General features: G+C 38.9%; 27 protein-coding genes. 12 read left to right on the top strand and 15 right to left on the bottom strand.

Annotated features, from left to right (window positions below):
* Positions 1–5: 5 nt before the first annotated feature.
* Entirely contained in the window at positions 6–2,231 is a 2,226-nt protein-coding gene (locus ACFX4R_RS11380; protein ID WP_165575232.1) for an ArnT family glycosyltransferase, read from the bottom strand.
* Between the two features lie 240 nt (positions 2,232–2,471).
* Here ACFX4R_RS11380 and ACFX4R_RS11375 point away from each other — a divergent pair, with 240 nt between their 5' ends.
* Positions 2,472–3,044, top strand: a complete 573-nt coding sequence (locus ACFX4R_RS11375) for a GNAT family N-acetyltransferase (protein WP_014460341.1) — start codon at positions 2,472–2,474, stop codon at positions 3,042–3,044.
* A gap of 68 nt (positions 3,045–3,112) precedes the next feature.
* On the top strand, positions 3,113–3,589 hold the full coding sequence (locus ACFX4R_RS11370; RefSeq protein ID WP_013082943.1) for a hypothetical protein: 477 nt from the start codon (positions 3,113–3,115) through the stop codon (positions 3,587–3,589).
* Positions 3,590–3,709: 120 nt separating this feature from the next.
* On the opposite strand, the gene ACFX4R_RS11365 is transcribed toward ACFX4R_RS11370, so the two are convergent.
* The 3 genes from ACFX4R_RS11365 to ACFX4R_RS11355 all read right to left on the bottom strand — a co-directional run bounded on the left by ACFX4R_RS11365 (position 3,710) and on the right by ACFX4R_RS11355 (position 5,912).
* On the bottom strand, positions 3,710–4,582 hold the full coding sequence (locus ACFX4R_RS11365; protein ID WP_043982146.1) for an STAS domain-containing protein: 873 nt from the start codon (positions 4,580–4,582) through the stop codon (positions 3,710–3,712).
* A 263-nt stretch (positions 4,583–4,845) separates the two neighbouring features.
* Positions 4,846–5,538, bottom strand: a complete 693-nt coding sequence (locus ACFX4R_RS11360) for an LrgB family protein (protein WP_043982145.1) — start codon at positions 5,536–5,538, stop codon at positions 4,846–4,848.
* Positions 5,508–5,912, bottom strand: coding sequence for a CidA/LrgA family protein (locus tag ACFX4R_RS11355; RefSeq protein WP_377569592.1), 405 nt, complete (start codon positions 5,910–5,912; stop codon positions 5,508–5,510). Before ACFX4R_RS11355 ends, ACFX4R_RS11360 begins: the two co-directional genes overlap by 31 nt.
* A 191-nt stretch (positions 5,913–6,103) precedes the next feature.
* On the opposite strand from ACFX4R_RS11355, the gene ACFX4R_RS11350 reads away from it, so the two are divergent.
* Complete coding sequence (locus ACFX4R_RS11350; protein WP_043982142.1) at positions 6,104–6,535, top strand: MarR family winged helix-turn-helix transcriptional regulator; 432 nt, start codon at positions 6,104–6,106, stop codon at positions 6,533–6,535.
* Positions 6,536–6,640: 105 nt separating this feature from the next.
* Positions 6,641–6,922 carry a hypothetical protein gene (locus tag ACFX4R_RS11345; protein ID WP_078081757.1) on the top strand — a complete coding sequence of 94 codons (282 nt, stop codon included), beginning with the start codon at positions 6,641–6,643 and terminating at the stop codon, positions 6,920–6,922.
* Positions 6,923–6,958: 36 nt separating this feature from the next.
* Here the strand turns inward: ACFX4R_RS11345 and ACFX4R_RS11340 are convergent, their stop codons facing one another.
* Together ACFX4R_RS11340 and ACFX4R_RS11335 are read right to left on the bottom strand one after the other, a co-directional pair.
* Complete coding sequence (locus tag ACFX4R_RS11340; protein ID WP_043982636.1) at positions 6,959–7,471, bottom strand: GNAT family N-acetyltransferase; 513 nt, start codon at positions 7,469–7,471, stop codon at positions 6,959–6,961.
* 190 nt (positions 7,472–7,661) lie between these two features.
* Positions 7,662–9,086 (bottom strand): phospholipase D-like domain-containing protein, encoded by a 1,425-nt coding sequence (locus ACFX4R_RS11335; RefSeq protein ID WP_043982635.1) that lies wholly within the window; start codon positions 9,084–9,086, stop codon positions 7,662–7,664.
* Positions 9,087–9,257: 171 nt separating this feature from the next.
* Between ACFX4R_RS11335 and ACFX4R_RS11330 the strand changes: the two genes are divergently transcribed.
* Positions 9,258–9,524, top strand: coding sequence for a hypothetical protein (locus ACFX4R_RS11330; RefSeq protein ID WP_043982140.1), 267 nt, complete (start codon positions 9,258–9,260; stop codon positions 9,522–9,524).
* Positions 9,525–9,526: 2 nt separating this feature from the next.
* On the opposite strand, the gene ACFX4R_RS11325 is transcribed toward ACFX4R_RS11330, so the two are convergent.
* From ACFX4R_RS11325 to ACFX4R_RS11310, 4 genes are all read right to left on the bottom strand, one after another.
* Positions 9,527–10,126, bottom strand: a complete 600-nt coding sequence (locus tag ACFX4R_RS11325) for a DUF3298 and DUF4163 domain-containing protein (protein WP_050689955.1) — start codon at positions 10,124–10,126, stop codon at positions 9,527–9,529.
* Between the two features lie 92 nt (positions 10,127–10,218).
* Positions 10,219–10,341: a hypothetical protein gene (locus tag ACFX4R_RS11320; protein ID WP_272911201.1), complete on the bottom strand. Its 123-nt coding sequence runs from the start codon at positions 10,339–10,341 to the stop codon at positions 10,219–10,221.
* Positions 10,342–10,488: 147 nt separating this feature from the next.
* Positions 10,489–11,343, bottom strand: coding sequence for a bifunctional methylenetetrahydrofolate dehydrogenase/methenyltetrahydrofolate cyclohydrolase FolD (gene folD, locus ACFX4R_RS11315; RefSeq protein ID WP_016763907.1), 855 nt, complete (start codon positions 11,341–11,343; stop codon positions 10,489–10,491).
* Between the two features lie 248 nt (positions 11,344–11,591).
* Positions 11,592–12,992 (bottom strand): alpha/beta hydrolase, encoded by a 1,401-nt coding sequence (locus tag ACFX4R_RS11310; protein ID WP_377569590.1) that lies wholly within the window; start codon positions 12,990–12,992, stop codon positions 11,592–11,594.
* Positions 12,993–13,193: 201 nt separating this feature from the next.
* Here ACFX4R_RS11310 and ACFX4R_RS11305 point away from each other — a divergent pair, with 201 nt between their 5' ends.
* On the top strand, positions 13,194–13,664 hold the full coding sequence (locus ACFX4R_RS11305) for a staygreen family protein (protein WP_162214127.1): 471 nt from the start codon (positions 13,194–13,196) through the stop codon (positions 13,662–13,664).
* Between the two features lie 52 nt (positions 13,665–13,716).
* Positions 13,717–14,196, top strand: coding sequence for a hypothetical protein (locus tag ACFX4R_RS11300; protein ID WP_016763905.1), 480 nt, complete (start codon positions 13,717–13,719; stop codon positions 14,194–14,196).
* 33 nt (positions 14,197–14,229) lie between these two features.
* Here the strand turns inward: ACFX4R_RS11300 and gltD are convergent, their stop codons facing one another.
* Both gltD and gltB read right to left on the bottom strand, forming a co-directional pair.
* A complete protein-coding gene (gltD, locus tag ACFX4R_RS11295) occupies positions 14,230–15,711 on the bottom strand; it encodes a glutamate synthase small subunit (RefSeq protein ID WP_377569587.1) in 1,482 nt (493 codons plus the stop codon).
* Between the two features lie 16 nt (positions 15,712–15,727).
* Positions 15,728–20,281 (bottom strand): glutamate synthase large subunit, encoded by a 4,554-nt coding sequence (gene gltB, locus ACFX4R_RS11290; protein ID WP_377569585.1) that lies wholly within the window; start codon positions 20,279–20,281, stop codon positions 15,728–15,730.
* A gap of 134 nt (positions 20,282–20,415) precedes the next feature.
* Here gltB and gltC point away from each other — a divergent pair, with 134 nt between their 5' ends.
* Together gltC and ACFX4R_RS11280 are read left to right on the top strand one after the other, a co-directional pair.
* Entirely contained in the window at positions 20,416–21,318 is a 903-nt protein-coding gene (gene gltC, locus ACFX4R_RS11285; RefSeq protein ID WP_013056801.1) for a glutamate biosynthesis transcriptional regulator GltC, read from the top strand.
* A 160-nt stretch (positions 21,319–21,478) separates the two neighbouring features.
* The gene (locus ACFX4R_RS11280) at positions 21,479–22,549 is read left to right on the top strand and encodes a DUF3900 domain-containing protein (RefSeq protein ID WP_162214125.1); all 1,071 of its coding nucleotides are present in this window, start codon (positions 21,479–21,481) and stop codon (positions 22,547–22,549) included.
* Between the two features lie 69 nt (positions 22,550–22,618).
* Here the strand turns inward: ACFX4R_RS11280 and ACFX4R_RS11275 are convergent, their stop codons facing one another.
* Together ACFX4R_RS11275 and ACFX4R_RS11270 are read right to left on the bottom strand one after the other, a co-directional pair.
* On the bottom strand, positions 22,619–22,798 hold the full coding sequence (locus ACFX4R_RS11275; RefSeq protein WP_377569583.1) for an H-type small acid-soluble spore protein: 180 nt from the start codon (positions 22,796–22,798) through the stop codon (positions 22,619–22,621).
* Between the two features lie 77 nt (positions 22,799–22,875).
* Positions 22,876–23,235 carry a hypothetical protein gene (locus tag ACFX4R_RS11270; RefSeq protein ID WP_043982126.1) on the bottom strand — a complete coding sequence of 120 codons (360 nt, stop codon included), beginning with the start codon at positions 23,233–23,235 and terminating at the stop codon, positions 22,876–22,878.
* A 220-nt stretch (positions 23,236–23,455) separates the two neighbouring features.
* Between ACFX4R_RS11270 and ACFX4R_RS11265 the strand changes: the two genes are divergently transcribed.
* The 3 genes from ACFX4R_RS11265 (at position 23,456) to ACFX4R_RS11255 (ending at position 24,394) form a co-directional block, all read left to right on the top strand.
* Positions 23,456–23,764 carry a hypothetical protein gene (locus ACFX4R_RS11265; RefSeq protein ID WP_043982124.1) on the top strand — a complete coding sequence of 103 codons (309 nt, stop codon included), beginning with the start codon at positions 23,456–23,458 and terminating at the stop codon, positions 23,762–23,764.
* A 141-nt stretch (positions 23,765–23,905) separates the two neighbouring features.
* Complete coding sequence (locus tag ACFX4R_RS11260) at positions 23,906–24,052, top strand: hypothetical protein (RefSeq protein WP_013056796.1); 147 nt, start codon at positions 23,906–23,908, stop codon at positions 24,050–24,052.
* Between the two features lie 129 nt (positions 24,053–24,181).
* Positions 24,182–24,394, top strand: coding sequence for a hypothetical protein (locus tag ACFX4R_RS11255; protein WP_043982123.1), 213 nt, complete (start codon positions 24,182–24,184; stop codon positions 24,392–24,394).
* A gap of 60 nt (positions 24,395–24,454) precedes the next feature.
* Here ACFX4R_RS11255 and ACFX4R_RS11250 read toward each other — a convergent pair whose 3' ends face one another.
* Positions 24,455–24,889: a MerR family transcriptional regulator gene (locus tag ACFX4R_RS11250; protein ID WP_013056794.1), complete on the bottom strand. Its 435-nt coding sequence runs from the start codon at positions 24,887–24,889 to the stop codon at positions 24,455–24,457.
* Between the last annotated feature and the right edge of the window lie 189 nt (positions 24,890–25,078).

The raw sequence follows: 25,078 nt of genomic DNA, 5'->3' as shown, positions 1-25,078 counted from the left end.
CCTCCTTATTTAAGCGTTATTTCGTATAGTGTTCCGTTTCCAGATGGCCCTTGCTGAGCACTTGATGAAGTAGATTGCCACTTGGAAGAAGGAATCTCCTTACTATTTTCTTTAATCCACGTGATAACGTCAGATTGACCTCCCTTGCCCATGCCAGACAAGTAGAAATATTTCACTTCACCTTTTTTAATCATGGCTTTTAATTTACTTACCGTTAAAATTGGATCTGAACCGCTAAATCCACCCATTGCCATTACTGGCTTGCCCGTTTTGATAATGTAAGGTGCAGCTGAAGTTGAATCCGTTGTGGCAAATAAATATTTTTCACCTGTATTATTTTTTGTTAAATAGTTTAGTAGCTTTTGGTTTACTTCTGCGTTCATCCCTCCACTTTTTCGTTTTGAAGATGATGATTTGCTTGAAAAGCTATTTGGCATTTGACTATTATTGGATGAACCGCCTGGCATTTGCATTTGACCACTGTTTGAAGAACCGCTTGGCGGCTGCATTTGACCATTATTGGATGAACCACCCGGCATTTGACCGCCGTTCGATGAACCGCTTGGCGGCTGCATACCGTTAAAGCCAGATTGTTTGCTATTTGTAGCTGTGCTTGGAGGTCCTCCCATACCGCTTGAAGAATCAGGACCTGCTGATGGAAGCATGCTATTTCCACCATAAATAATTGGTGTCATCGCCCAGTACGCCGGCATCGCAAGTAAGACAACCATCGCTGCGGCTCCCAGGTAGTTCGTCAACGAATTTTTACGCTGTTTACGAACAGCTAAAACAAGAGCTAAAATGACGCCCAGTGCTCCTACACCTGCAATTGGCGCTGCGCCGATTGAGCTGACATAAGGAGACATAATATATACTTGAAGTGCTGCTGTTGTTAAAATACCACCTGGCAGCAGCCATGATTTCCAGCCATTATGCTGTTTGTACATGCTCCATAAAGCTACTGCTCCCGCTCCGGCAAATGCAGCGATTGGAGGTGCCAGCATAATTAAATAATACTGATGGAAAAATCCTGCGATACTAAAGAAGACAGCTACTGGTAGCAGCCACGCTAACCAAAATAAACTTTCTTTTTGTTTTGTCGTGTAAGGCCCTTTAAATTTTACTCCGGCAAATAAACCCACGATTGAAAAGATTACAAATGGTAATAACCAGCTGATTTGATCTGATAACCCTTTTTGGAATAGTCGGAAGGGACCAGGATTCCCCGTGTTGAACATTCCGTTTTGATTCCCTCCGCCTGGAGCCTGCATCTTTTGAGAAGAGCTGCTTTTTCTTTGATTTGAGCTTTGTGAAGAATCAGCACTTGAATTACTACTTTGTTTTGTTTCACTGCTTGCTGTTTGCTGCTCAGTTTGAGCAGGCTGCTTATGACTGCTTCCCGTCACGCTTGTATTTCCAGTTAAACGATTAATACCGTTATATCCAAAAGCAAGCTCTAAAACTGAATTTGTTTGACTGCTTCCCATATAAGGTCGCTTATCAGCAGAAGTGGAATCCACTACAACTGCCCATGAGACAGAAACCGCGAGCATTAGTGTAGTCGCTGTTGTTAAAAAAGCAATTTTCTTTTTCCAAGTGATTTTGGTTGCCACTACATAGAAAACATAAAATGCTGGTAAAACCATGTATGCTTGAAGCATTTTCATATTAAATGCAACACCAATCATCGCAAAAGCTGCTAACACCCAGCCAAATTTAGCCGTACGCACAGCACGAAATAACATCCACGTTGCTACTAATAATGTAAATACAAGCATACTATCGATATTATTTGTTCGGCTTACCGCAGGTACAATTGGCGTCAGAGCCATGGCAAGAGCAGCAAATCTCCCAGCCCATACGCCAAACGTACGTTTTACGAGTACGTATAGTAAAAGGACTGAACCGATGCCTGCTAATGCTTGCGGTAGAATGACGCTCCATCCGTGAAATCCAAATATTTTGGCACTAATTGTCTGAATCCAAAATACAACCGGCGGCTTATCAATCGTTACATAGCCTCCTGGATCAAAAGATGCATAAAAGAAATTATGAAAACTTTGAAGCATACTTTTGACAGCTGCCGTGTAATAAGCGTTGGCGTATTCATCTGTCCAAATTTTAAATAAGTTCAAAAACGCTGCAATTAAAACAATGGGAACTAAAAATAAGTCTATTCTGTTTTTATTTGAAGTTCGTTCTTCTTTCACTTCACTGTTCATGTGTTTCATTTCACTCCTTCTTAATTTCTGACTTTAGTCTAACAAGCATATGTGAACTGATTATGAACAGAAAAAATAATTTTTTATTTTTCAAAAACCCATTTGACCTCTTACGCTCACCAATGAAATATTTTACAATTAAAGAATCAAGCACATGAAATAGAAAGCGTATTTTTGGAATGCTGCAGCTTCTCTGAAACATTATTATCAACATTTCATCCACTTCTTGCTGAGAAAGGAGACAACTTTATGATTCAAGTAAAAGATATATACGGAAATTTACCCACACTAGAAACCGAAAGACTCCGCTTGCGGAAAGTTACAAAAAAAGATGTGCGTGACATGTTTGAATATGCCTCAAATGAAAAGGTGAGCAGATATGTAAATTGGGAAAAGCACCGAAAGCTTCAAGATACAAAAGAGTTTGTTTCCTTCGTTCTAAAGCAGTACAGCAACCAATCCATTTCTCCTTGGGCTATGGAAATCAAAGCCTTAAAAAAATGTATTGGCACCATTGACTTTGTCACTTGGAACCCTACACATCGCATTGCGGAAATTGGCTATGCGATTTCTGAAGCATATTGGAATAAGGGATTTGTTACGGAAGCAGCTGAAAAAGTAATTGCGTTTGGATTTGAAGAAATGGATTTAGTGCGCATTCAGGCGAGGTGCTTTGTTGAAAATGCTGCATCTGAGAAAGTAATGAAAAAAATCGGTATGTCTTATGAAGGAACGATTCGAAAAGCCATGTTTATTAAAGGAGCTCATCAAGACTTAAAGTTATATTCAATCTTGCGAGAAGAATATACACGCAACGCGTAGAAAATGTATAAAATACCTTCCATAACATAGGCTAACTTCAACACTAACTCTTTCTTTTGAGGTGAACAATGTTGGAGCAAGCAATTCAGCATTTAGACTTATCTGCACATGGTTTGTGGTTTCCGATTACCGTTAGTTTATGTTTATTTATTCTTGCCCTTGTTTTATTTAAACGACAGCTAACTTGGCGAGATTTTTATATCACGTTTTGCGTAGTTGGGTTTGTCGGATGGCTTTGTGATGTTATCATTACGCGTGTTTTTAACATGATTGATTTGGGAGATCCAAAAGTTACAGGACTTGGAGATATTCTAAGCTATACATTTATTCCACCTTCCCTTTCCATTTTATTTTTGACTTACTTAACAGCTAAAAATAAATGGGTTTTATCACTTCTCTTTTGCGCTGGTTCACTACTCATAGAATACGGAATGATTAAAAGTGGCTATATGCATTTAAACGGCTGGTTTTTTATCTACTCAATAGTGGTATACTTCCTCGTTTATGCTTTTGTGCTACCATGGCATATGGCATTTATTAAGTAAAAAAGCGGATGTTGATTAACATCCGCTTTTTTACTATGCGCTTACTTTCTATCTGCTGAAATCCATATTTCATACCGACGTTTAGAAGAAGGAATATCTCCATTGCATGTTCATAACCGGTCATTTTATGCGCCGTGATGACACATCCGCGCGGCTATGTTCTTCAGGACGTCTAAACCCAATTTTTAAAAGCGCTGCTTCTAAATTTGCTTCTGTTTTAATTTGATTAAAATCAATTCCCAGTTTCACTACCGTTTGGGCAATTTCCGGTCGTATCCCTGTTATAATAGCTTCCACTCCTACTAATTTGAGAGATCGATGAATTTTGAACAGATTGTCTGCTACCATTGTATCAATAATCACGACACCTGAAATATCCAAAATAAGATAGGATAATTGAAGGCTTGTCCCTTTTTTCAAGCAAGTTTCCATAATAACTTGCGAGCGATGGGTATCAATTTCTCCAATAATCGGCATAATAGCGATACCTTTTGTGACAGGTACGAGCGGAACTGACAGTTCTTCTAGTGACGTGTAAGCTAAATTCATCATGTATCGATTATGCTCATCATAAATTTGACCAAAAACACATGTTACCGTATCTAAAAGCGGATCAATTCGCTCACTGACATGCAGCATGGTAATTGCTGCAAACTGATGCTCCTCTAGTTCTCTTGTAAATACATCCCAAATAACGCTGCGATAGATTGGGAGGATACCGAGTGCTTTTTCTAAAGGAATATTTTTTTCCACTGCATATTTTCCCGTGTCAAGTGCCCATTCTTTAACAAGTTTAAGTACATCCTCTTGTTCTTCAAATAGCGCTCTTCCAAAGTACTCCATAATTGACACTCGCCATTTCAAAATTTTCTTTTCTTTTAATTCCTCTATACTTAGCGTATGTGTAGAATCTAAACGTTCGGCTAATTTTTCTGACAAGCTATATTTATGTTCAAGAATCTTTTTTCCTATATACACGAGCTCCTCTTTCATAAAATATGTTCAGCTCCTCTTTTCTGCTATTTTTACTGCGTATATAACCTTGACTAAGCCTACTTACCCAATCGACAATTGACTAGCCTTCCTAAAAATAACAAAAAAGCGGTTATTTTATGAATTTTCTTTCTTTTTATTATAGTACCAGAGTAAGAGCCGCACAACTGAAAGTTTGCTGCGAATAAAATTCGTCATTTGACATAGAAAACAATCCTCTTTGAACTCAAACAGGATTGTTTTCCGTATTTACTTATCTCACTTTACACTTGGAATAGCCAGACAACAATCGGCCCAAAAACCGAGCCCAGTACAGCGCTTAACGTCATTGATACCGAGCTCATCGATACCGTTAGTTCACCGTATTCAAATGCTTTAGAAGTTCCTAGCGCATGAGAAGCGCTGCCTAGGGCAATTCCTTTTCCTAAAGAACTTTTAATACGAATCCACTTTAAAAGTAAAGGTCCAAGAATTACTCCCGAAAAGCCTGCAATCATAACAAATACCACAGTCATGGATGGCACCCCTCCTAGTCCCGTGGCAATTTGAATTGCAACGGGAGTGGTAATAGACTTAGGAACAATAGATAAAATCAGGCTTCGGTCAATGCCGAATACTTCAGCGAACACAAGTCCGCTAATCATGCCTGCAAATAATCCTACAAACACTCCTCCAATAATAGGAATGCTGTATTTCACTAGCATCTCACGCTGTTTATACAGTGGATACGCTAATGCAACAACCGCTGGCCCCAGAAGTGAATTAATCCATTTGCCTCCAATCATATACTCGTCATAAGAAATATGAAAAGCAAGCAAAAGAAGAATAACGAATACGGTTGTAGTTAACACTGGAATAAGAATTGGGTAGGAGAACCGTACGTATACTTTCGCCATGACTAGATACAGAGCAACTGTAGCTATAATTATAAAGAGCGCGATAAAGAGTTCTTGCACTGTTGTTTCTCCTTTCGTTTGTTCGCTTTCTTTTCTAAAAGTTGACTGGCAGCCCCCGCGGCAGCCATCGTAATGATTGTACTAAGCACAATAATTAAAAACAAAATCCCTCCGCTACTTGAAAGAAGCGAAGGATAATTCATCACTCCCGCCATAGCTGGTATAAATAATAAAGGTAAAAAAGATAACAAGAAACTTGCTCCGTCTTCAATCACCTTGATGGGAACAACTTTGCACGTTAAGCAAATGAGCATTAAAATTAAGCCTATAATACTGCCTGGAATAGGCAGGTGAAGCATGTGGTGAACAGCTTCGCCAATCATAGAAAAGGCATAAAGAATCGCGATTTGTAAAATGATTCGTATCACTTTCATTATAGGTCGCTGTCCTATAGATAAAGAACAGCTGTCCTCCTCTCTTTATTTTGTCATGTTGTCTAACATTTAACTATATAAACATCCTTTACTTTACCTACTTTTACTTGTACTATACAACTATATATACATTTGTATTATACAAGTATATATTTCTTTGTCAATGAATGATTTTGTAAGGAGAGATTATAATGCAAGAAAAAAATTCAATTGAATTGATTGAATATCAACTTACTACCTTTATTAGACGAGCCGTCTATCTTGATAATTCTGAAAATAAAATAGGAAATCTAGAAAGATCAGCTTATTTATTATTGCGGCAATTAGATGAATTTGGACCAGCTCGTGTAAAAGAGCTAGCAGAAGCATTTAAACTCGACATTTCAACTTTGTCTAGACAAGCTGCTGCTTTAGAAAATAAAAAGTTTATTTCCCGCTCTTCTGATCCTTCGGATGGACGCGTCAGCTTATTTGACATCACACCACGTGGAAAACAAATGCTGCAAACTGATAAGCAAATGCGCCTTGAACGCTATCATAGTATGTTAAAAAAATGGTCAAATGAAGAAAAGGAGCTGTTTGGCAAACTACTAATGCGGATGAATGACGCATTTATCGATTAGATAGAAATTCATGAAAATTAGGCTGCTGCTGCAAGGTGTTTGTCCCTGTCTCTTTTCTCTTTTTTACATTTAATGTAAAGAGACTATTGAAAAGGATGTATGATTATGTCTGTTCCGAACAAACGGAAAGCAACGCCCTGCCTCTTCCCTGGCTATAAATGGTGTGGTCCCGGATGCAGTGGTCCCGGATGTCCTGTAAATGATGTAGACTGCTGCTGTAAATACCATGATTTATGCTATGAAGATTATGGATCATGCCGCTCATGTGATGAGCAATTTCTTAACTGTCTTTGCTCCAAAGCAAATCCGTACAGTTTAAAAGGAAGACAGGCATACGCCATGTATACCTATATGCGGCTGAAGTTAGCTTTAAAACAATATGACTAAGCATAAAAGAGGAGAATTGAAGAATTCACCTCTTTCTTATGCCATTTTATCCGTATGAATCCAAAAGCGTTGAACGACAGCTCCGTCCTCTTCTATATAATCCTCGTCTTGTATACCACCGTTTGCCAGAATAGTTCGATGAGAAGCAGTGTTCCAATCATCACACACAACTAATGCCCGTTGAACTCCCAGCTTTTTAATTTCTTGAAGAGATAACTTCAGTAGCAGCTTCGCATATCCTTTTTGTCTTTCGCTTGGCCGAATACCATAACCTATATGTCCTCCGCTGTTTCGCAGTATTTCACTTAGCTCATGGCGGATATTAACTACGCCTATTACTTTTTTGTGATGCATTAGCCAGTAGGTGGAATCGGGTACATATCCTTTTTTTAATCCGATCCCTTTTTCTGCATCTAACAACTCTTGAACCATTTTTTCAAAGTAAGCAGGATCTTTAGCAATTACCCACGGAATCATTTTTTCTCCGCTTGCTTTCCATTCATGATAAAAGCTCATATAAGCCTCTTTATAAGCTGCATCTGGTTTCATTAAAACGGCGGTCTCCACGTGCCTTCCTCCTTTTTGTTTATTATGTTTATACTACCTAGTTTTTCCAATAAATAAAAGAGGATAATTTACGTTATGTGATAAGTTTATTTATTCACTTATTTATAAGATATGTAACAAAAAGCACTTAATGGATATACCATTGAGTGCTTTTTGTTCTACTGCCGATTGTTTAAATAAATTCCTTAAAAAACCTCGTCACTTTTGCAAAGGCGTATAGGAAGGTTCGCTTCATAACAGGTTCTTCTTTCTTTTGGATGTCAGGAGATTTAATCCATCGCTTATGGTTGGCAATAAGGATACTTTTATCCATTTTGTTTTCCATCGCCATCGTCAGCTTTTTTGCAAATTCTTGACTATCGATAATGACCATTGATTCATTATTCAAAAATGTAGAACGGGAATCTAAATTAAAAGAGCCTACGGCGCTCAGTCTTTGATCATAAATCACAGACTTTGCATGGATGGAATAAGGTCCTTGGTATTCGTAAAGCTTTACACCCGTCTTCACAATCGTATCACGCATACTTATATACCCGGAAAAAGCCAACACATTGGGCGTAGATGTAACTGAATTTGTGAGTAGCGTCCATTGAACAGCTGGATTCTTTTTCATTGCTATATACTTTCTCATCGCATTGGTTGGCACCACATAAGGACTTTGAATAAGAACAGAGCGGTTAGCTTCTTCTGCCAGGTTAATAAACGTTTTCCACATAAAAGGCCTTTTATTAAAGCGTTCAATTGGATTATGAATAAAAGAAACACGCTTTGTAGGAACGGTGGAAGCATTCCAATCAATCTTAGGCGTCGCAAACGTTTCTCCTACTTGCTTAGCTTTATCATATTGCTGCAGCAGCAAAGCTTTCATCCTTTTTCCCTGATCGACCTGGTACTGCGTGAGATGATGAAAAGCTTTTTTAGTGTAAGGATGAGCCCATAATTCATTTATATAATTTTGCATTTGAGTGATGACGCTATCTTGTTTATGTTTGCTGTTTGTAATAAAGACATCACGATCATAGACGAAATCTGGAGGAGGCTTTTTAGCCAAATACTTGTCCCCTATATTCCGTCCCCCTATTATGCCTAGCTCTCCGTCTACAATCATTATTTTGTCATGCATACGATTTTGCCACGCCCATGGTTTAAACAATTGAAACGGTTCATAATACTTCACTTCAATATTAGGATGTGAGGCTAATGCGTAGAGCACGCCTCTTCGGTTTCCCCGCAAGCCGTTAGCTATCCCGTCTAAAAGAACGCGAGTATGGACGCCTCGATCAGCTGCTTTAAAAAGAGCGGCCATAATTAAATCAGTTGACTCTCCTTTTCCTATTGAGTAATATGCAATATCAATCGATTTCTCAGCTTCTTGAATCATTTGAATACGAACTCTTCCTGCCTCATAACCATCTTCAAGAAGTCTCACTCGGTCCGTAGACTCCCTGTGACCAAAAAAGCTAGCCGGTTTAATTGAGGCCGTTTCCTCTCCTGTTTTTAAAGGTACATAAAAGAGAACCACCGCGGCTATAACCACGTACAGAATATATAGAGATAAAATAATAAGTAATCCTTTGAATGCTATTTTTATCATCGCAACTCCAGCTTTTTGTCTTTTTCTGTTATCGTTCACAAATAATGATCATTACATACAAGAAACTGCTTCCTTGATTGCTTTGCGCTTTGCCTTTTTGACACATTTATTTTTTCTGATTCACTATTTGTGTAGTATGCTAGTACATATCATAGAAAAAGGATGATGGTGATGGAGGAATATTCTTTTCGTTTTCATATTACAGATTCTTACCCTTTGCAAAATGAAAACGATAAAATAGAAGCTGTTGTACGCACCAAAATCAAGCATGCAGACCGAGGATGCTTGTATGAGGGTTATCTTCGTGTTCATATCACTAAAGTGGGGGTATTTCCTGTAGCAAAAGATATTGCTGAAGCGATTGGCGTTCGTTCGCTTCGTCAGCAGTTAGCGGCCGAATTAAAAAGATACGTACGGCCGCACCGCAATTTTTTATAACTTTATCCAAACATTTGTCCAAGTGGACTTTCATCTTCAATAATATCTTGAATAGCGTAGATAGAAATTGGAAAGTAAGGAATTCCATATGCGTAAGGAGCCAGGTCATACAGCTGATAAAAGAGCACAAGTGACTTATCGGCGATATAAAAATCTTGATCTGGTTTAATTCCTTTATATTCTCCAAGAACCATAATATCACGCTCTTTTATTTGCTCTCCTACTATTTTAGAAAGAATGCTCACGTAATTACTGTCTTTTTTAAATAGATCTTTGAGTTGATACGTTTTTCCAGTCAGCACATTAAACGTTAATGGAACGACAACGGTCAATCCATGCGCTCCCCCGGAATAAGCAAAATTGACAAGTGTTAAGCTGAGCACATTTCGCTCGTTTGTTTTCAACTCATAATAACCCGTTTCTTCTGTATCCGGATTTTCTCCATATCCCTGCTGACGAATTAATTCATTCGTGCGCTGCAAAATTTTACTGTTCATGCTGTGCTGAACAGCTTGATTAGTCAAATGCACAACTGGATAGTAAACGTTTAACTTTTTCTTCACCATTTGTTGAGAATATACGGTTGCAGGCAACGTAACCATCGCTTCCTCCTCTTTGTATACAGGTTGTTACATTCTATTCTATTAGCCTCCATTCCATTACTGAAGCAAAAAAAGATTCAGACATAACGAAATCAATCCAACCTAAAGACGAATAAAATAGATAAATTATCCATTATTGTCACTTGTAACACCGCTATTGATTTCCGCGCAAGATTTCGCTTTCTGCGGAAGTCTTCGCCTTGCCCTCCAATCACCAGCTAGAAGCACCTCCATACATGAAACCTGTGTTGACTTTATCAATGAAAAAATCCGAACGAGTTTGATTCTCAATCAAGAATCAAACTCGTTCGGATCTTCATTCAACGAAAATACCTTTGTCTCAGCCTCTTTTTTACTTCTTATTATTTTACGTTGTTAATTGTTTTAGCAGCGTCTACCGTATTTTTCAATAACATTGTGATGGTCATCGGACCAACTCCGCCTGGTACTGGTGTGATATAACCTGCAACTTCTAAAGCCGCTTCGTAATCAACATCACCAACGAGTTTACCATTTTCCATTGTGTTACCTACATCAATTACAATGGCACCCGGCTTAATATCATCTGCTTTGATAAGTCTAGGTTGTCCTACAGCTGACACAAGAATATCAGCTTGTTTTGTTAAAGCAGATAAATCTTTTGTGCGAGAGTGAGCAATTGTTACCGTTGCACTTTCTTGAAGTAACAGCATGGATACTGGTTTACCAACAATATTGCTTCGTCCAATTACTACCGCATGCTTACCTGAAATTTCTTCACCTGAACGTTTAATTAACTCAACGATACCGTGTGGTGTACATGGTAAATAGCACTCATCGCCAATAACCATATTCCCTACGCTTACCGGGTGGAAGCCATCTACATCTTTTTTAGGAGATACAGCATTTAATACTGCTTTTTCATCAATATGTTTTGGTAATGGAAGTTGAATAAGAATACCATGAACAGATGGATTTCCATTCAAGTGATGGATTTCGTTTAAAAGCTCTTCTTCAGTAATCGATACGTCACGTTTGATAATTTCAGATGCAACACCGATTTCTTCACAAGCCTTTGCTTTTGCTTTTACATATGATTGAGAAGCAGGATTTTCTCCTACTAAAATCACGGTTAAACCAGGAACGATACCTTTTGTTTTTAATTGAGCTACCTCTTCTTTTAATGCGGCGCGCAGTTCTTGCGCTACTTCTTTTCCTTTAATTACTTTCGCTGTCATGATGTTTTTTGCTCCTTTCAACTGTAGCCATTTAATAAATGTACGAATTATAGTTATTAATCTAACACAAAAGTTCGGTTTTGTTCAATGTTTTTATTATTTTTATTTTAAATAGATGAAAATAAATAACAAATAACGTATATTCCGTTCTTATCGTACTATAATATTTTGTATTCACCAAAGGTGTTTTTATTCAAACATTGCTTTTCCAAATTAAAAACCGCACCTTTGGCACGGTTTTGAACGATTTATTTTTCTGTTGATATGCTTTTCTTTGTAGTCAACGGCAGCACGTCTTCCTCTGTTTTTAGATCCTTTACATGCATTTCCTTGAGAGGCGCACTTATTTTCTTATTTTTCGGAGGTTCTTCAAAATTCTCCACCCAATCACATAGCAGTTCAAATCCTTGATACACATAAGGCAGGAGAGGCTGAAGCTTTCGATCTGGGTCAATTTGATGATTCCATACTAAGCTATCAATGTGGTTGCCATTTTCAATTACATAGTGACGATGAAGGTGCTGCTTACCAGAATCTTTTACCAGTTGTTCATAAGGAAAAGCATGAATATCCGGAAAAATAAGAGCATCTAACGACCCTGTAATGCTTATCAACGGAACGGAAATATCACCTGTATTTTCAATTTCACGAACGCTTTGTTTTACATCTTGCGGTCTTTCTTGATAATCATACTTTTCAAAAATAGAATCTAATGAACGATCTCTAACTCCGTTTTCAAAAAGAGTCAAGTATTTTTGCCATGGAATGCTTCCAGGTGCTTGACTGTCAAACTCATCTCTATATATATTAAGCGTTAAAAACCAATAATACTGATCATGATATGGCCATAAAAACTCAGATCCTTTTGGCAACCCTGCTTGATACAAACGGTGCAAAGCTTCTTTTTGCGATTCACCTACGGTGTACAGTGCTTCTTCGGCATGATTTACAACAGGGGTTAAGGAAGTAATCAAGTTATCGTGATCAGCTCGCCACATAACCCCTTCCCATTCAACGCCTCCATTAAAAAGCTGAGGCTCCCCATTTTTCCCATCGTTTTCTAAAGCATAGCGAACAACATAACCCCCATTAGAAATACCTAACGCATACGTTTTTATATCGAAATATTCTGTCACTTCTTTTTGAAGTTTGTGACGATAATTTTCAAACAAAAATCTCTGAGCTATTTTTGTCACTTCTCGGTATTGAATATGCCATTTTCTAATGGAGTCTTCTTCTTTGACTAGAGCGTTCTTTGCTTTAGCAAATGGATCATCTCTCACTTCTTCTCCCTGAGTTCCTTTATCAGAAGCAGCAAACGCAAACCCTTTTGCCAACACATAGTCACTGAATAGTAAATCCGTTGATTTCTCATCTCGGGTAGCTGGGACTCCTGACATAACTAACTTTCCATTCCAATCATCAGGAATTCGAATGAGAAATTTACCACCATCAACTTCACCTTCTACTTGAACGCCCGTTATTTCTTCAGGCTGATACATGTAATACCATCCATTTTTTTCTTCTTTTGTTCCCCAATAGATAGGAGCCAGCCCAATGTTCCCATAGGCAGTCGCTGCTTGAAATTGAAGAGGATTTTTAGTCGTTAGCCAGTTTCCATACTTACCGTCAAACGTTGTGATATTCAAGTGATAACCTCCATTCACATTTGCTTTTGAAGACACTCTTGGGGACTGTACACGCATAATTCCAGCTAAATATTACCATCCTTTTCTCAAAAAGTACATCAAAACGCCTTTCTTACAGAAAGAAAGTAGACATTTATCACAATTGAGCCTATAGCGCCGTATAATATTGAAATTTATTCAAAAAAAGGAGTGTCAATGACTATGAGTTCGTTTAATCCTTCAAAACTTTCTACGACTCTTATTCCCCCTGCTACTTCCTCCTATCCGGTTTCCGGAAGAAAATATACTCTTACTCATTCTGATACAACCGGTCAGCTTTTTTTAAGCATCGGATGCTCATATAACAACAAGGCGATAGATAAAAATATGCGTGATGAAGTAATAGCTGCGCTTCACGTAACAGACCGTCAAGCAGTTATTCAAGGCGAAGTTTTTGTTAGCGGAGGCGAGTTCAGCCGCGAGCAAGCGCAGCTTCGTTATCAGATTTTCCGCCGTGAACTCCCCCTTGCTTTAGAAGCAATGTTTTACGGAGACCAAGCGTTTTTTCAACATTATCCCGACTTGCTAAATACACCAATTTACATTTATTTTATATCGACTTATCAAGAATTTAGAGGGTGGTCCTATTATCAAACTCCTAAATTTTATTTAAAACAAACATGCAGCAGCTAGCACGCTCGTGCATAAACTAATGGGAAATGAACGAGGAAGGTGTGAATGTTTCATGTACAGTCAATGGGTTTACCCCTATATGCCGCGCTATTACCATCCAGTGGTTCCTACTACGAATGAAAATTATTTAGAACCTTATAGATACAATGAAGACTTATTTTCTTATATCCTGCATGAAGAAGAGGAAGTTAGATCTACACGCGATGTAGACAGAGTGATGAAAATTTTAAAACGACAGTATCAGTCCATCTACAGAGATGCTCAAAGAGGCGGGATGGATAGCAAACTAACAGAATACTTATTTCGTTCCATTGTAAGATTTGTTGATGATAACTATAACAATTACAGCGGATCTATTAACGAACGCGTTGAAAAAGCCGCGCGACAGTTAAAAAAACGTGACCCCTGGATATTTGAACTTTTTAACTTATACAGCGTTTCCCCCGCTTCACAAGTTCGAATTACCAACACGATTTTAACCGTTTCATTTGAGAATTTACGTAGAGGAAATGAAGTGCCAAATCCTAGATAAACAAAAAACCGCCACAATTGTGACGGTTTTTTGTTATGGTAATACAGTTGCTCCCATTAGATGGCTATCAACTTGTTTAGCTACTTCACGACCTTCATGAATAGCCCATACGATTAAACTTTGCCCACGACGAGCGTCACCAGCAGCAAAAACACCTTCAACATTTGTTTTGTAATTTCCATACGCTGCATCTACGCGACGATTTTTCGTTTCAACACCAAACGATGATAGAACCGGATGCTCTGGACCTTCAAACCCAATCGCGATAAAGACAAGCTGAGCTGGCCATACTTTTTCTGTTCCTGGAATTTCGGTAAAGATGTACTGTCCATTTTCACCTTTTACTTTTTCCATTTGAACCGTATGAAGTTCCTTTAGATTGCCTTGCTCATCTGCCACGATTTTTTTCGTTTGAATTGAATATTCACGTGGATCGTCCCCAAACTTCGCCTGTGCTTCTTCATAAGCATATTCAAGATTAAATACATGCGGATATTCAGGCCACATATTATCTGCCGTACGCTCAGCAGGAAGTTGAGGATGTTTACCAAACTGAACAACGCTGCGGCATTTTTGACGAAGAGCAGTAGCTACACAGTCAGCTCCAGTGTCTCCGCCTCCAATAACAATAACGTCTTTTCCTTCAGCATCAATAAATTGACCATCTTTGAAGTTAGAGTCTAAAAGGCTTTTTGTTGAAGTTGTTAAGTAGTCCATTGCAAAGTGAACTCCTTTTGCTTCACGACCTTCTAATACTAGATCTCTTTGCTTCTGAGCCCCTGTACACAAAATTACAGCATCATATTGTTCTTTTAACTCTTCAGCAGTAATGTCTTTTCCAACTTCCGTATTCGTTACAAAATCAATACCTTCTTGCGTCAATAAGCGAACACGTCTTTCCACTACTTCTTTATCTAGCTTCATATTCGGGATTCCATATGTTAATAAACCGCCAGCACGATCTGCTCTTTCATATACCGTTACTGAATGACCCGCTTGGTTCAGCTGATCTGCGCTTGCTAAGCCTGCTGGTCCAGAGCCAATAACAGCAATTTTTTTGCCTGTTCTCTTCTCCGGAATACGCGGAGTAATCCACCCATTCTCAAAGCCTTTATCAATAATAGCGCGTTCGATATTCTTAATCGAAACGGCTGGATCTGAAATAGCAAGCGTACAGGAACCTTCACACGGAGCAGGACAAACTCGTCCTGTAAACTCCGGGAAGTTGTTCGTTTTCATTAAACGCTCTAAAGCTTCTTTCCAGCGTCCTTTATAAACTAAATCATTCCACTCTGGAATTAAGTTATAGATTGGACATCCAGAAGTAAAAGCATTAATATCCATTCCCATGTGGCAAAAAGGTGTGCCACAATCCATACATCGTGCCCCTTGACGGCTTAGCGCTTCATCAGATAAAGGAGCAGCATACTCTTTCCAATCACCTAAACGTTTTAACGGGTCACGTTCCTTCCCTTTTTCACGTTTGATTTCCATAAATCCTGTTGGTTTTCCCATCGTACTCTCCCCTTTCTTACTGAGCTACCGCTTCTTGTTGTTTTGCCGATGCTTTCTTTTCTTGTTTTGCATTTTCCTCAAACGCACTCATAGCTGCTTCTTCTTCCGTTAGTCCAGCTGCTTTTTGCTCTTCAATGCGATTCATCATGCGTTTATAATCATTCGGAATCACTTTTACAAATTTTGAAAGTGATTGTTCCCAATTTTCCAAGACAAATGCTGCTTTATGACTGTTCGTATATTTCAGATGATTTGAAACCATCTCTTTTACTTCTTCTGCTTCTTCGCCTTTTAAGCCCTCAAACCCAATCATGTCTTTATTGCAAAGGTTTTTGAATGCTTCTTGATCATCGGCAAATACGTAAGCAATACCGCCTGACATTCCTGCACCAAAGTTTTTACCTACATCGCCTAATACGACAACGCGTCCGCCAGTCATATATTCACAGCCATGATCGCCAATTCCTTCAACCACTACGTTCACACCGCTGTTACGAACTGCAAAACGTTCCCCTGCTAGCCCGCTAACATAAGCTTCACCGCTTGTTGCACCGTAAAATGCAACGTTCCCAACGATAACATTCTCGCCTGACACAGCTGTTGTTTCCTTAGGTGGAGCAACAATGATTTTACCTCCTGATAAACCTTTTCCGATATAATCATTTGCATCTCCAGTTAGATACATAGACATTCCTTTTGGAACAAACGCACCAAAACTTTGTCCTGCTGAGCCAGTGAATCGAAGAGTAATCGTATCTTCTGACAGACCTTTCTCACCGTAACGTTTTGTAACTTCACTTCCCACAATTGTTCCAGCTACACGGTTAATATTAGAAATTGGAAGTTCTAACTCGACTTGATACTTATGCTCGATTGCTTGCTGTACCGCAGGCAAAATCTTTTGCATATCAAGAGATTCGTCAATTTTATGATTTTGAGGTGTTTTAAAGGTACGTACACCTTCAGCTTGATATAAAAGAGTTGTTAAGTCTAAGTGCTGAGCCTTCCAGTGATTTTTTGCACGTTCGCTAACGCTTAATACGTCTGTACGTCCAACCATTTCATCCACTGTTTTAAATCCAAGTTCAGCCATAATTTCGCGCACTTCTTGTGCAACAAATTTCATATAGTTAACGATGTGGTCCGCTTCTCCCAGGAACTTTTTACGAAGCTCTGGATTTTGCGTCGCCACTCCAACTGGGCATGTATCTAAGTGACACGCACGCATCATGATACAGCCTAAAACAATTAAAGGCGCCGTAGCAAAACCAAACTCTTCTGCTCCTAGAAGTGCTGCCATGACTACATCTTTACCCGTCATTAATTTCCCGTCTGTTTCAAGCACTACTTTTTCACGAAGACCGTTTAACATAAGTGTTTGATGAGCTTCTGCTAAGCCAAGTTCCCACGGTAGTCCAGTATGTTTAATACTTGTTTTTGGAGATGCTCCCGTACCTCCGTCGTAACCGCTAATGACAATAACATCCGCTACTCCTTTTGCTACTCCGGCAGCAATCGTTCCTACACCTGCTTTTGAAACGAGCTTGACGCTGATTCGTGCATCACGGTTTATATTTTTCAAGTCATGAATAAGCTGCGCTAAATCTTCAATCGAATAAATATCGTGGTGTGGAGGAGGTGAAATTAAGCCTACTCCTGGCGTTGATCCACGCACATCTGCCACCCATGGATATACTTTGTTTCCTGGAAGCTGACCGCCTTCTCCAGGTTTTGCACCTTGTGCCATTTTAATTTGAAGCTCATCGGCATTCACAAGGTAGTGACTTTTCACTCCAAAACGCCCAGAAGCGATTTGTTTAATCGCACTGCGGCGATTATCTCCATTCTCATCCAGAGTGTAGCGGCTAGGATGCTCGCCGCCTTCTCCACTGTTGCTGCGTGCCCCTAAACGGTTCATCGCAATCGCTAATGTTTCATGAGCTTCTTGACTTAAAGATCCAAACGACATAGCACCTGATTTAAAACGTTTTACAATCGAATCAACTGATTCCACTTCATCAATGGAGATAGATGAACGCGATCCATTAAACGAGAACAGATTGCGCAAGAAACCGATGCGTTCTTCATTAGCCGATTCAGAGAATTTTTTAAATAAGCTGTAATCTCCCTTACGGCAAGCCCACTGCAGCGTGTGAATTGTTTTTGGATTAAACGCATGATGCTCGCCCGTGTGTCTCCACTGGAAGTCACTTCCTGATTCTAACGTTTGCTCAATTGTTTCAACATAAGCATTGTCATGACGCGTTTTTGCTTCTTTTGCAATAACATCTAAACCGATACCGCCAAGCTGCGAGGCAGTACCTGTAAAATATTGCTCGATAACCTCTGCACTGATTCCAACCGCTTCAAAAATTTGTGCGCCCCGATAACTTTGCACCGTTGAAATACCCATTTTAGACATTACTTTTACGACACCTTCAGTAACGGCTTTTACATATTTCTCAACAGCATAATCATACGATACGTTCAACGTACCTGCGTTAATTTCATTTTGATATGTTGCAAAAGTAAGATATGGATTAATTGCGTCTGCGCCGTAACCAATCAGCGCTGCAAAATGGTGCACTTCACGCGCTTCTCCCGTTTCCACTACAATGCTCGCCTTTGTACGGTTTCCTTTTCGCACTAGGTGCTGGTGCAGCCCGCTGACAGCTAATAAAGCTGGAATAGCTACGGATTGAGCTCCCGCTTCACGGTCTGTCAGAACAAGGATGCTAGCACCTGCGTTAATTGCCGCTTCAGCTTCAGCAAATACGCGATCAAGATCTGCTTTTAAATCATTTGTAAATACAGCAGATATAACGGCACTTTTGAAATCCGGATGAATGGCAGACTTCAGCTGATCAGTTTGATCGTTTGTTAAAACCGGCGTCTCAAGCTGAATTCGATGAATGTTTTCTTTGGTTGGATGCAGTAAATTCCCTTCTGCACCAAGCAATGTCATTGTCGATGTAACCAACTGTTCACGAATAGCATCAATCGGTGGATTCGTTACTTGAGCAAATAGCTGCTTAAAGTAATTGAACAGCGATTGAGGAAGATCAGACAACACGGCTAATGGAGTATCGTTACCCATTGAACCAAGCGGATCTTTTCCTTCTGTAATAACTGGAACTAAATATTTATGAATATCTTCATACGTGTAGCCAAATGACTTCTGGCGAATGACCAAATCATCGAAGTATTCAGATTTTTCTTCCTGCACTTCTGGCAACGTTACCAGCTGTTCATCTAACCACTCTTGATAAGGCTCAGCCTGTGCCATTTCAGATTTAATTTCTTCGTCTGAAATAATTCGGCCCTCCTCTAAATCGATTAGAAGCATTTTACCTGGGCTTAAACGATCTTTATATAATACATTTTCATCTTCAACATCAATGACGCCTACTTCTGATGAAAGTATGATGTAATCATCTTTTGTAACATAGTAGCGAGCTGGACGTAGACCGTTACGGTCTAAAATAGCACCGATTTGCTTTCCATCCGTAAACGAAATAGCAGTCGGACCATCCCATGGCTCCATTAATGCGCTATGATACTCATAGAAAGCACGTTTTTCTTTTGACATGTGCGGATTCTCAGACCAAGGCTCTGGAATAAGCATCATCGCTGCATGCGCTGGCTTACGGCCGGCCAATACAAAGAACTCTAGCGCATTATCTAACATGGATGAGTCGCTTCCTTCAGCATCTAAAATCGGAAGAACCTTCGGTAAATCCTTACCAAATGCGTCCGAAACAAACTGTTGTTCACGTGCTCTCATCCAGTTTTGATTACCGCGAAGCGTATTGATTTCACCGTTATGAATTAAATAACGGTTTGGATGTGCTCTTTCCCAGCTTGGGAACGTGTTTGTGCTAAAGCGAGAATGCACTAAAGCGAACGCTGAAGTAAAATCTTCATCTTGTAGGTCAAGATAAAAAGCATCAACTTGCTCAGGCGTTAATAACCCTTTGTACACAATTGTTCTACTTGAAAGACTCGTAAAATAAAAACGGTTTTGACGCGCTTGCGCCCAATTTTCCGCTTGCTTACGAATAACATATAGCTTGCGTTCAAACGCTAAGTCATCTTGAATACTGTCATTTGCCCCAATAAATACTTGTCGTACGTACGGACAGCTTTCTTTTGCAACTTTTCCGATTTTTCCGACATTTACAGGTACAGTTCTCCAACCTAGTAACGTTTGTCCCTCTTCTTCAATTAATTTATTAATATAAGCTTCGATTTCTCGACGCTCGTCTTCGTTATTTGAGAAAAAGATCATTCCAACTCCATAACGACCTTTTTCTGGCAAGTTCAATTCAACGCATGTCTTTTTAAAGAACGCGTGTGGAATTTGTACCATTAATCCAGCTCCATCTCCTGTTAGCGGATCACTTCCCTGTCCGCCGCGATGGTCAAGCTGGCAAAGCATATTTAGTCCTTTTTTAACGATATCATGTGACGCTACGCCTTTCAATTGAGCGTATAGTCCGATTCCACATGCATCGTGCTCAAATTCAGGACGGTAGAGACCTTGAGCTTTTGGCATTTGATTGTATGTCATCTTCTTCTCCCCCGTTCGTTTTCTTTATCTTTTTAAGATCACCTGTTTACATTGTAAGTTTTCAAATCAATATAAACAATATATAATTTAGATAAAACTAATCTAATTTTGATATATATAGATGGAGGATGCCTATGGAACTGCGTCAATTACGCTATTTTATGGAAGTTGCAAAAAGAGAACACGTATCTGAGGCGGCAGAATATCTGCATGTAGCTCAATCAGCGATCAGCCGTCAAATCGCGAACCTGGAGTCTGAGCTAGGTGTTAGTTTATTCAAACGCGAAGGAAGAAATGTCAAGTTAACAGCAATAGGAAAAGTCTTTCTTGAGCATACGGAAACGGCTATGAAAGCTATTGACTATGCAAAAGAACAAATTGATGAATACCTCGATCCCGAAAGAGGAACGATTAAAATCGGATTTCCCACAAGCCTTGCTAGTCACCTTCTTCCTACTATTATATCAGCCTTTAAAGAAGAACACCCAAATGTTGCTTTTCATCTTAGACAAGGTTCGTATAAATTTTTAATTGAATCGGTTAAAAAAAGAGATATTAATATTGCTTTTTTAGGTCCTGTACCTGTAGAGGACCAGAGTATAGAAGGCCATATTCTATTCACTGAAAATCTTTTAGCCCTTGTTCCTTCTCATCATCCGCTCGCTGAACGGGATAACATTCGGCTACGGGATTTAAGAAATGAAGATTTTGTGCTATTTCCAAAAGGATTCATTTTACATAAAATGGCCTTCGACGCTTGCAAACAAGCAGGATTCATGCCCAATATTTCATCTGAAGGAGAAGATTTAGATGCGATTAAAGGTCTTGTATCCGCAGGAATCGGCGTCACGCTTCTTCCTGAAAGCACAGTGTCTGAAACGACTCCTCGTTTTACGACTAAACTCCCTATTCATACGCCGCAGCTTCAGCGTACAGTCGGGATGATTATTCCTCGAAATCGTGATTTAGCACCTTCTGATAAAATTTTTTATAAGTTTGTCAAAACCTTTTTTGAACGGTTGGAGCAGTATAAATAAGAGAGGCCCCCTGCCTCTCTTATTCTTTGCTTTATACACTATTCCTCAGCTGATCAATTGTATAAATAGCTCTTCTTCCCCTAAATCTAACAGGCATTGACGCTTACCGGACTCTTTCTTATACTGAAGTAACTGACTAAAAAGAAACAAGGTGACTGCTATGGATTTTAAAATTAATTTTTTATCATTTTACGTAATACAAGTAGAAGGAAAAGAAGAACAGGCTTCTAAACAATATAAGCATTTTCAAACGCTTGATACAGAAGAATATGACGAAAGTTCCATTAAAGATTTTTTAGACGGTGAATTTAAAAAAATTGTAAAACGCAAAGTAGAGCGACACCCCAAAGCAGAACAAGTGCCTACAAAGCTCGGGTATTTTATAGTTGAACCAGGGCACGCTCTCGACTCAAACCCTAATTATAATTTATTTCACCGCACTCGTTTTGCCACAACCAAAGAAGAATTTGAAGAAAATAGCGAACAGTTTATCAATGCATACCTTGATACTGCAGCCGTTCGAGGAGGAGCATTTTTAGTTGTATCTGCTGTTCCAAGAAAATATTTTGATCATGCTTTTGTGTTTATTTTAAAATGTGACTTCGAACCAAAAGTGGCTTCAATTTCAGATGAATCAACCCTTATTCGTCACGTAGAAATGGCGATTACTACTAAAAACATGAAATCTATTCAATACCCCTACATGCCTGAAGAAGGCATGGTCGAAGAAAGTGAACTCGTTATACACCAAGCGTCTCATGCCCGGTACTTTGAAGACTTCTTGAAATTTATTGACTACAACGAACCGATGCCTGAGATTATGAAAACACAAGTGATGGATATGGTGCGTGAACACGTCAGCGAAACGTTTGAAGCAGAAAGCGTAGAGCTTGAACAGTTTGAGTCCGACATGGAACTGTGGGCAACAAGTGAAAAGCGTGAGCTTCAAGAACGTTTAGATACGCATCAAGTCATGGAAGCTGCTGCTCATATCGTCGAGCATACACCTGATGCCGAGCTTAAAATGAAGCTTGGTGAAACAGAGATTAAAGGACTGTTAGCTGATTTCGGTGAAAATATTCACTTAGCGAAAGTGAACGGACGCTACGTAGCTGTAATTGAAGCCGAATCGATTCTGTTTGAAAAAGGCGCTTCTCCCATTGAGTTTCATAAACCCGATGATTTGCACGGGATTATTGAGAAAATCAGCAGTAAGAAATGGGAAGAATAAATAAAAGCTAGAGAGCTATGTAGCTCTCTAGCTTTTATTTAACTGAAAAACCAGCTCTATTTATCCACCTTAATTCTCTAATAATTGGCTCACGGAAACATTTTGTTCATTTTCCGGCTGACCTAGCGGATAAATTCTTACCGTATCATTTTCTTCGCTTACATGTTGAATATAAACGGCCGTATCGTTATACGTAACGTTAGCCATAACGGGCGAATCAGCAATTTGTTTTGCTCGCTGCTTGTCCACGTTTCTTCCCCCCTCTATGCTGATATACATATAAGGTTTGCTCAAAGAATAGATGCTATTCGCCCCCTAGAGCAGTTCTACCGTTTTTTAGCGGTGCGGTAGCCAAGGTAAAAAACGAAAGAAGTATAGGTCATGAATGCAGCTGCAGCCAGCAAGAGCATTTTGTGATGATGCCAAAGGGCCGCATATGTTTTGATGAAGATTCCCTTTGTAAGTAAAATATATTGATACACAATAAAAGCAACCACTAAAGCAAGAAACAGCACTCGAAACAAACGAATGAAATCAATGTTAGATAAAATGGAAGCAGCTTTTACCCAGGGCGATGTAGGAGGCTCCGCTTTTTTAGTGCTTCGGCTCTTCGACTTTTGTTTCTTTGCAGGCGGAGCTTTTGATTCTTCTATTTTAGGTGCTGGTTTTTGTTTTCCTTGAGCCATCGGTCACTTTCCCTCTTTCTTAAATAAAGTGTCTAAAAAAGAAGCTTTTCTATTTTGCATATTCAAGAAAGGACCGGCTATCTCCTTTTGACTTTTAAAAATACTTTCCTTTTTTAAATACAGAATGTCTTTAGGTATGTGCCTATAGCATTTTTCTTATCTTCGCATACGTTATATCGTGTTTGATTTGAAATTACTATTTAAAAGGAGCGGTGCCCTAATGAACCCTTATTATTTCAACCCTGGATACAGTCCTCAGCAAGTTGATTACTCAGTTCAACAATACTATCCCCCTTACGTACCACAGCATGAAGAATACGATGAAAGACAGCAGCTTCAAAATCTTGGAGGATTTGAACGAAGAATTCGTGCCCTTGAGAGACAAAATGAGGAGCAAGTCAGAGAAATTACTCGTTTAAATCGCGTTGTGGAGCGACATACTGATCGTATAAACAGATTAAATCAGCGCTTACGCAATGTAGAAAGAAGACTTAACATTCCATTTACAGCAAGCCAGGACGGATTTTAAACTAACCTTAAGCATTCCCGTTTCTTTTGAGCGAGAATGCTTTTTTACATGTCTTCTGTCATTTTTGATAGCACACAGGATATTTGATTAAACTTTACATAAAATAAAATTTGACTATGAAAAAGAAAAGGAGAAAATCACATGAAATCCCCTGTTGTTATTTGTCCTAACTGTCATTCTCAAAAAGAGCTTGCTACCGTTTTAACTGCTCAGTCCAATCAAAACGTTATCTATACATGCTCAGCTTGCGGCTATAAGCTGACAAACATTAAAACAAGCAAAGGATAATCAGTATCTCTCACCTCACTTAGTACCTATACTCAATACGTTCTTCTGTCCATATACAAAAATTAACGTTTACGTAAATGTTATTATTTTTGTATACTGATAGTATTATGGGAAAGGGAGTTGAAGAAGTTGAAGTTTAAAATGAAGGAACGCGGGCAGCTGCATTTGAGTCCGGAAGGAAAACAATTAATTTTAGACTTGTACGAATCAAATATGATGGAATCTGTAAATGAAGCTTTGGATGCTGAAACAAGAAGCTTTCACAATGGAAAAGCCGATGGAATACAGGCTATTTTACTTCTTTTAGGGGTACAGCTAGAAGAAAACACTTCACAATCATAAATGAATGCCCTATAAAAACCGTAAAAGCAGACGCACTCTTCTGGTGAATGCGCCTGCTTTTTATGATTCTTCCTGCTCAAATTTTACAATTGCAGTCTTAGCACGATCTCTCAATGACAGAAGGTCAGACTCTACTTTTAAGATATTTTTCTTTTTCTGTTCAATCAGTTTGAGCTGCTCTTCTACCGTATGTAACACTTGCTCTAACTTTTCTTTTTGTTGACTTGTTCCTTTCACTTGCCTATAATCCATCTTTTGTATTTCAAGAGTATCACTTAAAGCAAGAAATTCCTGTAATTCTTGAAGTGAAAAACCCATGACTTCTTTGGCATTCGTAATTTTCTTTAAAAATTCTACATGTTCTTCAGTGTACAGACGAAATCCACCTTCACTTCTTGGAGGTGCTGGCATCAGTCCAATTTGTTCATAATAACGAATCGTACGTTTTGTTAAACCGCTTTGCTTCGCTACATCATCTATTTTTAGTTCACTCATTTTTAAATCCCCTTTAATCAATTCACAATGTCAACTTTTCATACTTGTTACTATTATACACTAACGCTAGATATCTCAAAACAAATCTGAACAGCTGTGCACTTATTTAAAAATAAATAAGCAATTTCTTTACCCTTTTTTAGAGTAAAAAAATTGCTTATACAGTATATGCTGGATTCTTTTCTCTAA

This window comes from Priestia sp. YIM B13490 (assembly GCF_042787735.1).
In the GTDB taxonomy this organism is placed as follows: Bacteria; Bacillota; Bacilli; order Bacillales; family Bacillaceae_H; genus Priestia; species Priestia megaterium.
This window is presented reverse-complemented; position numbering and strand designations above follow the sequence as displayed.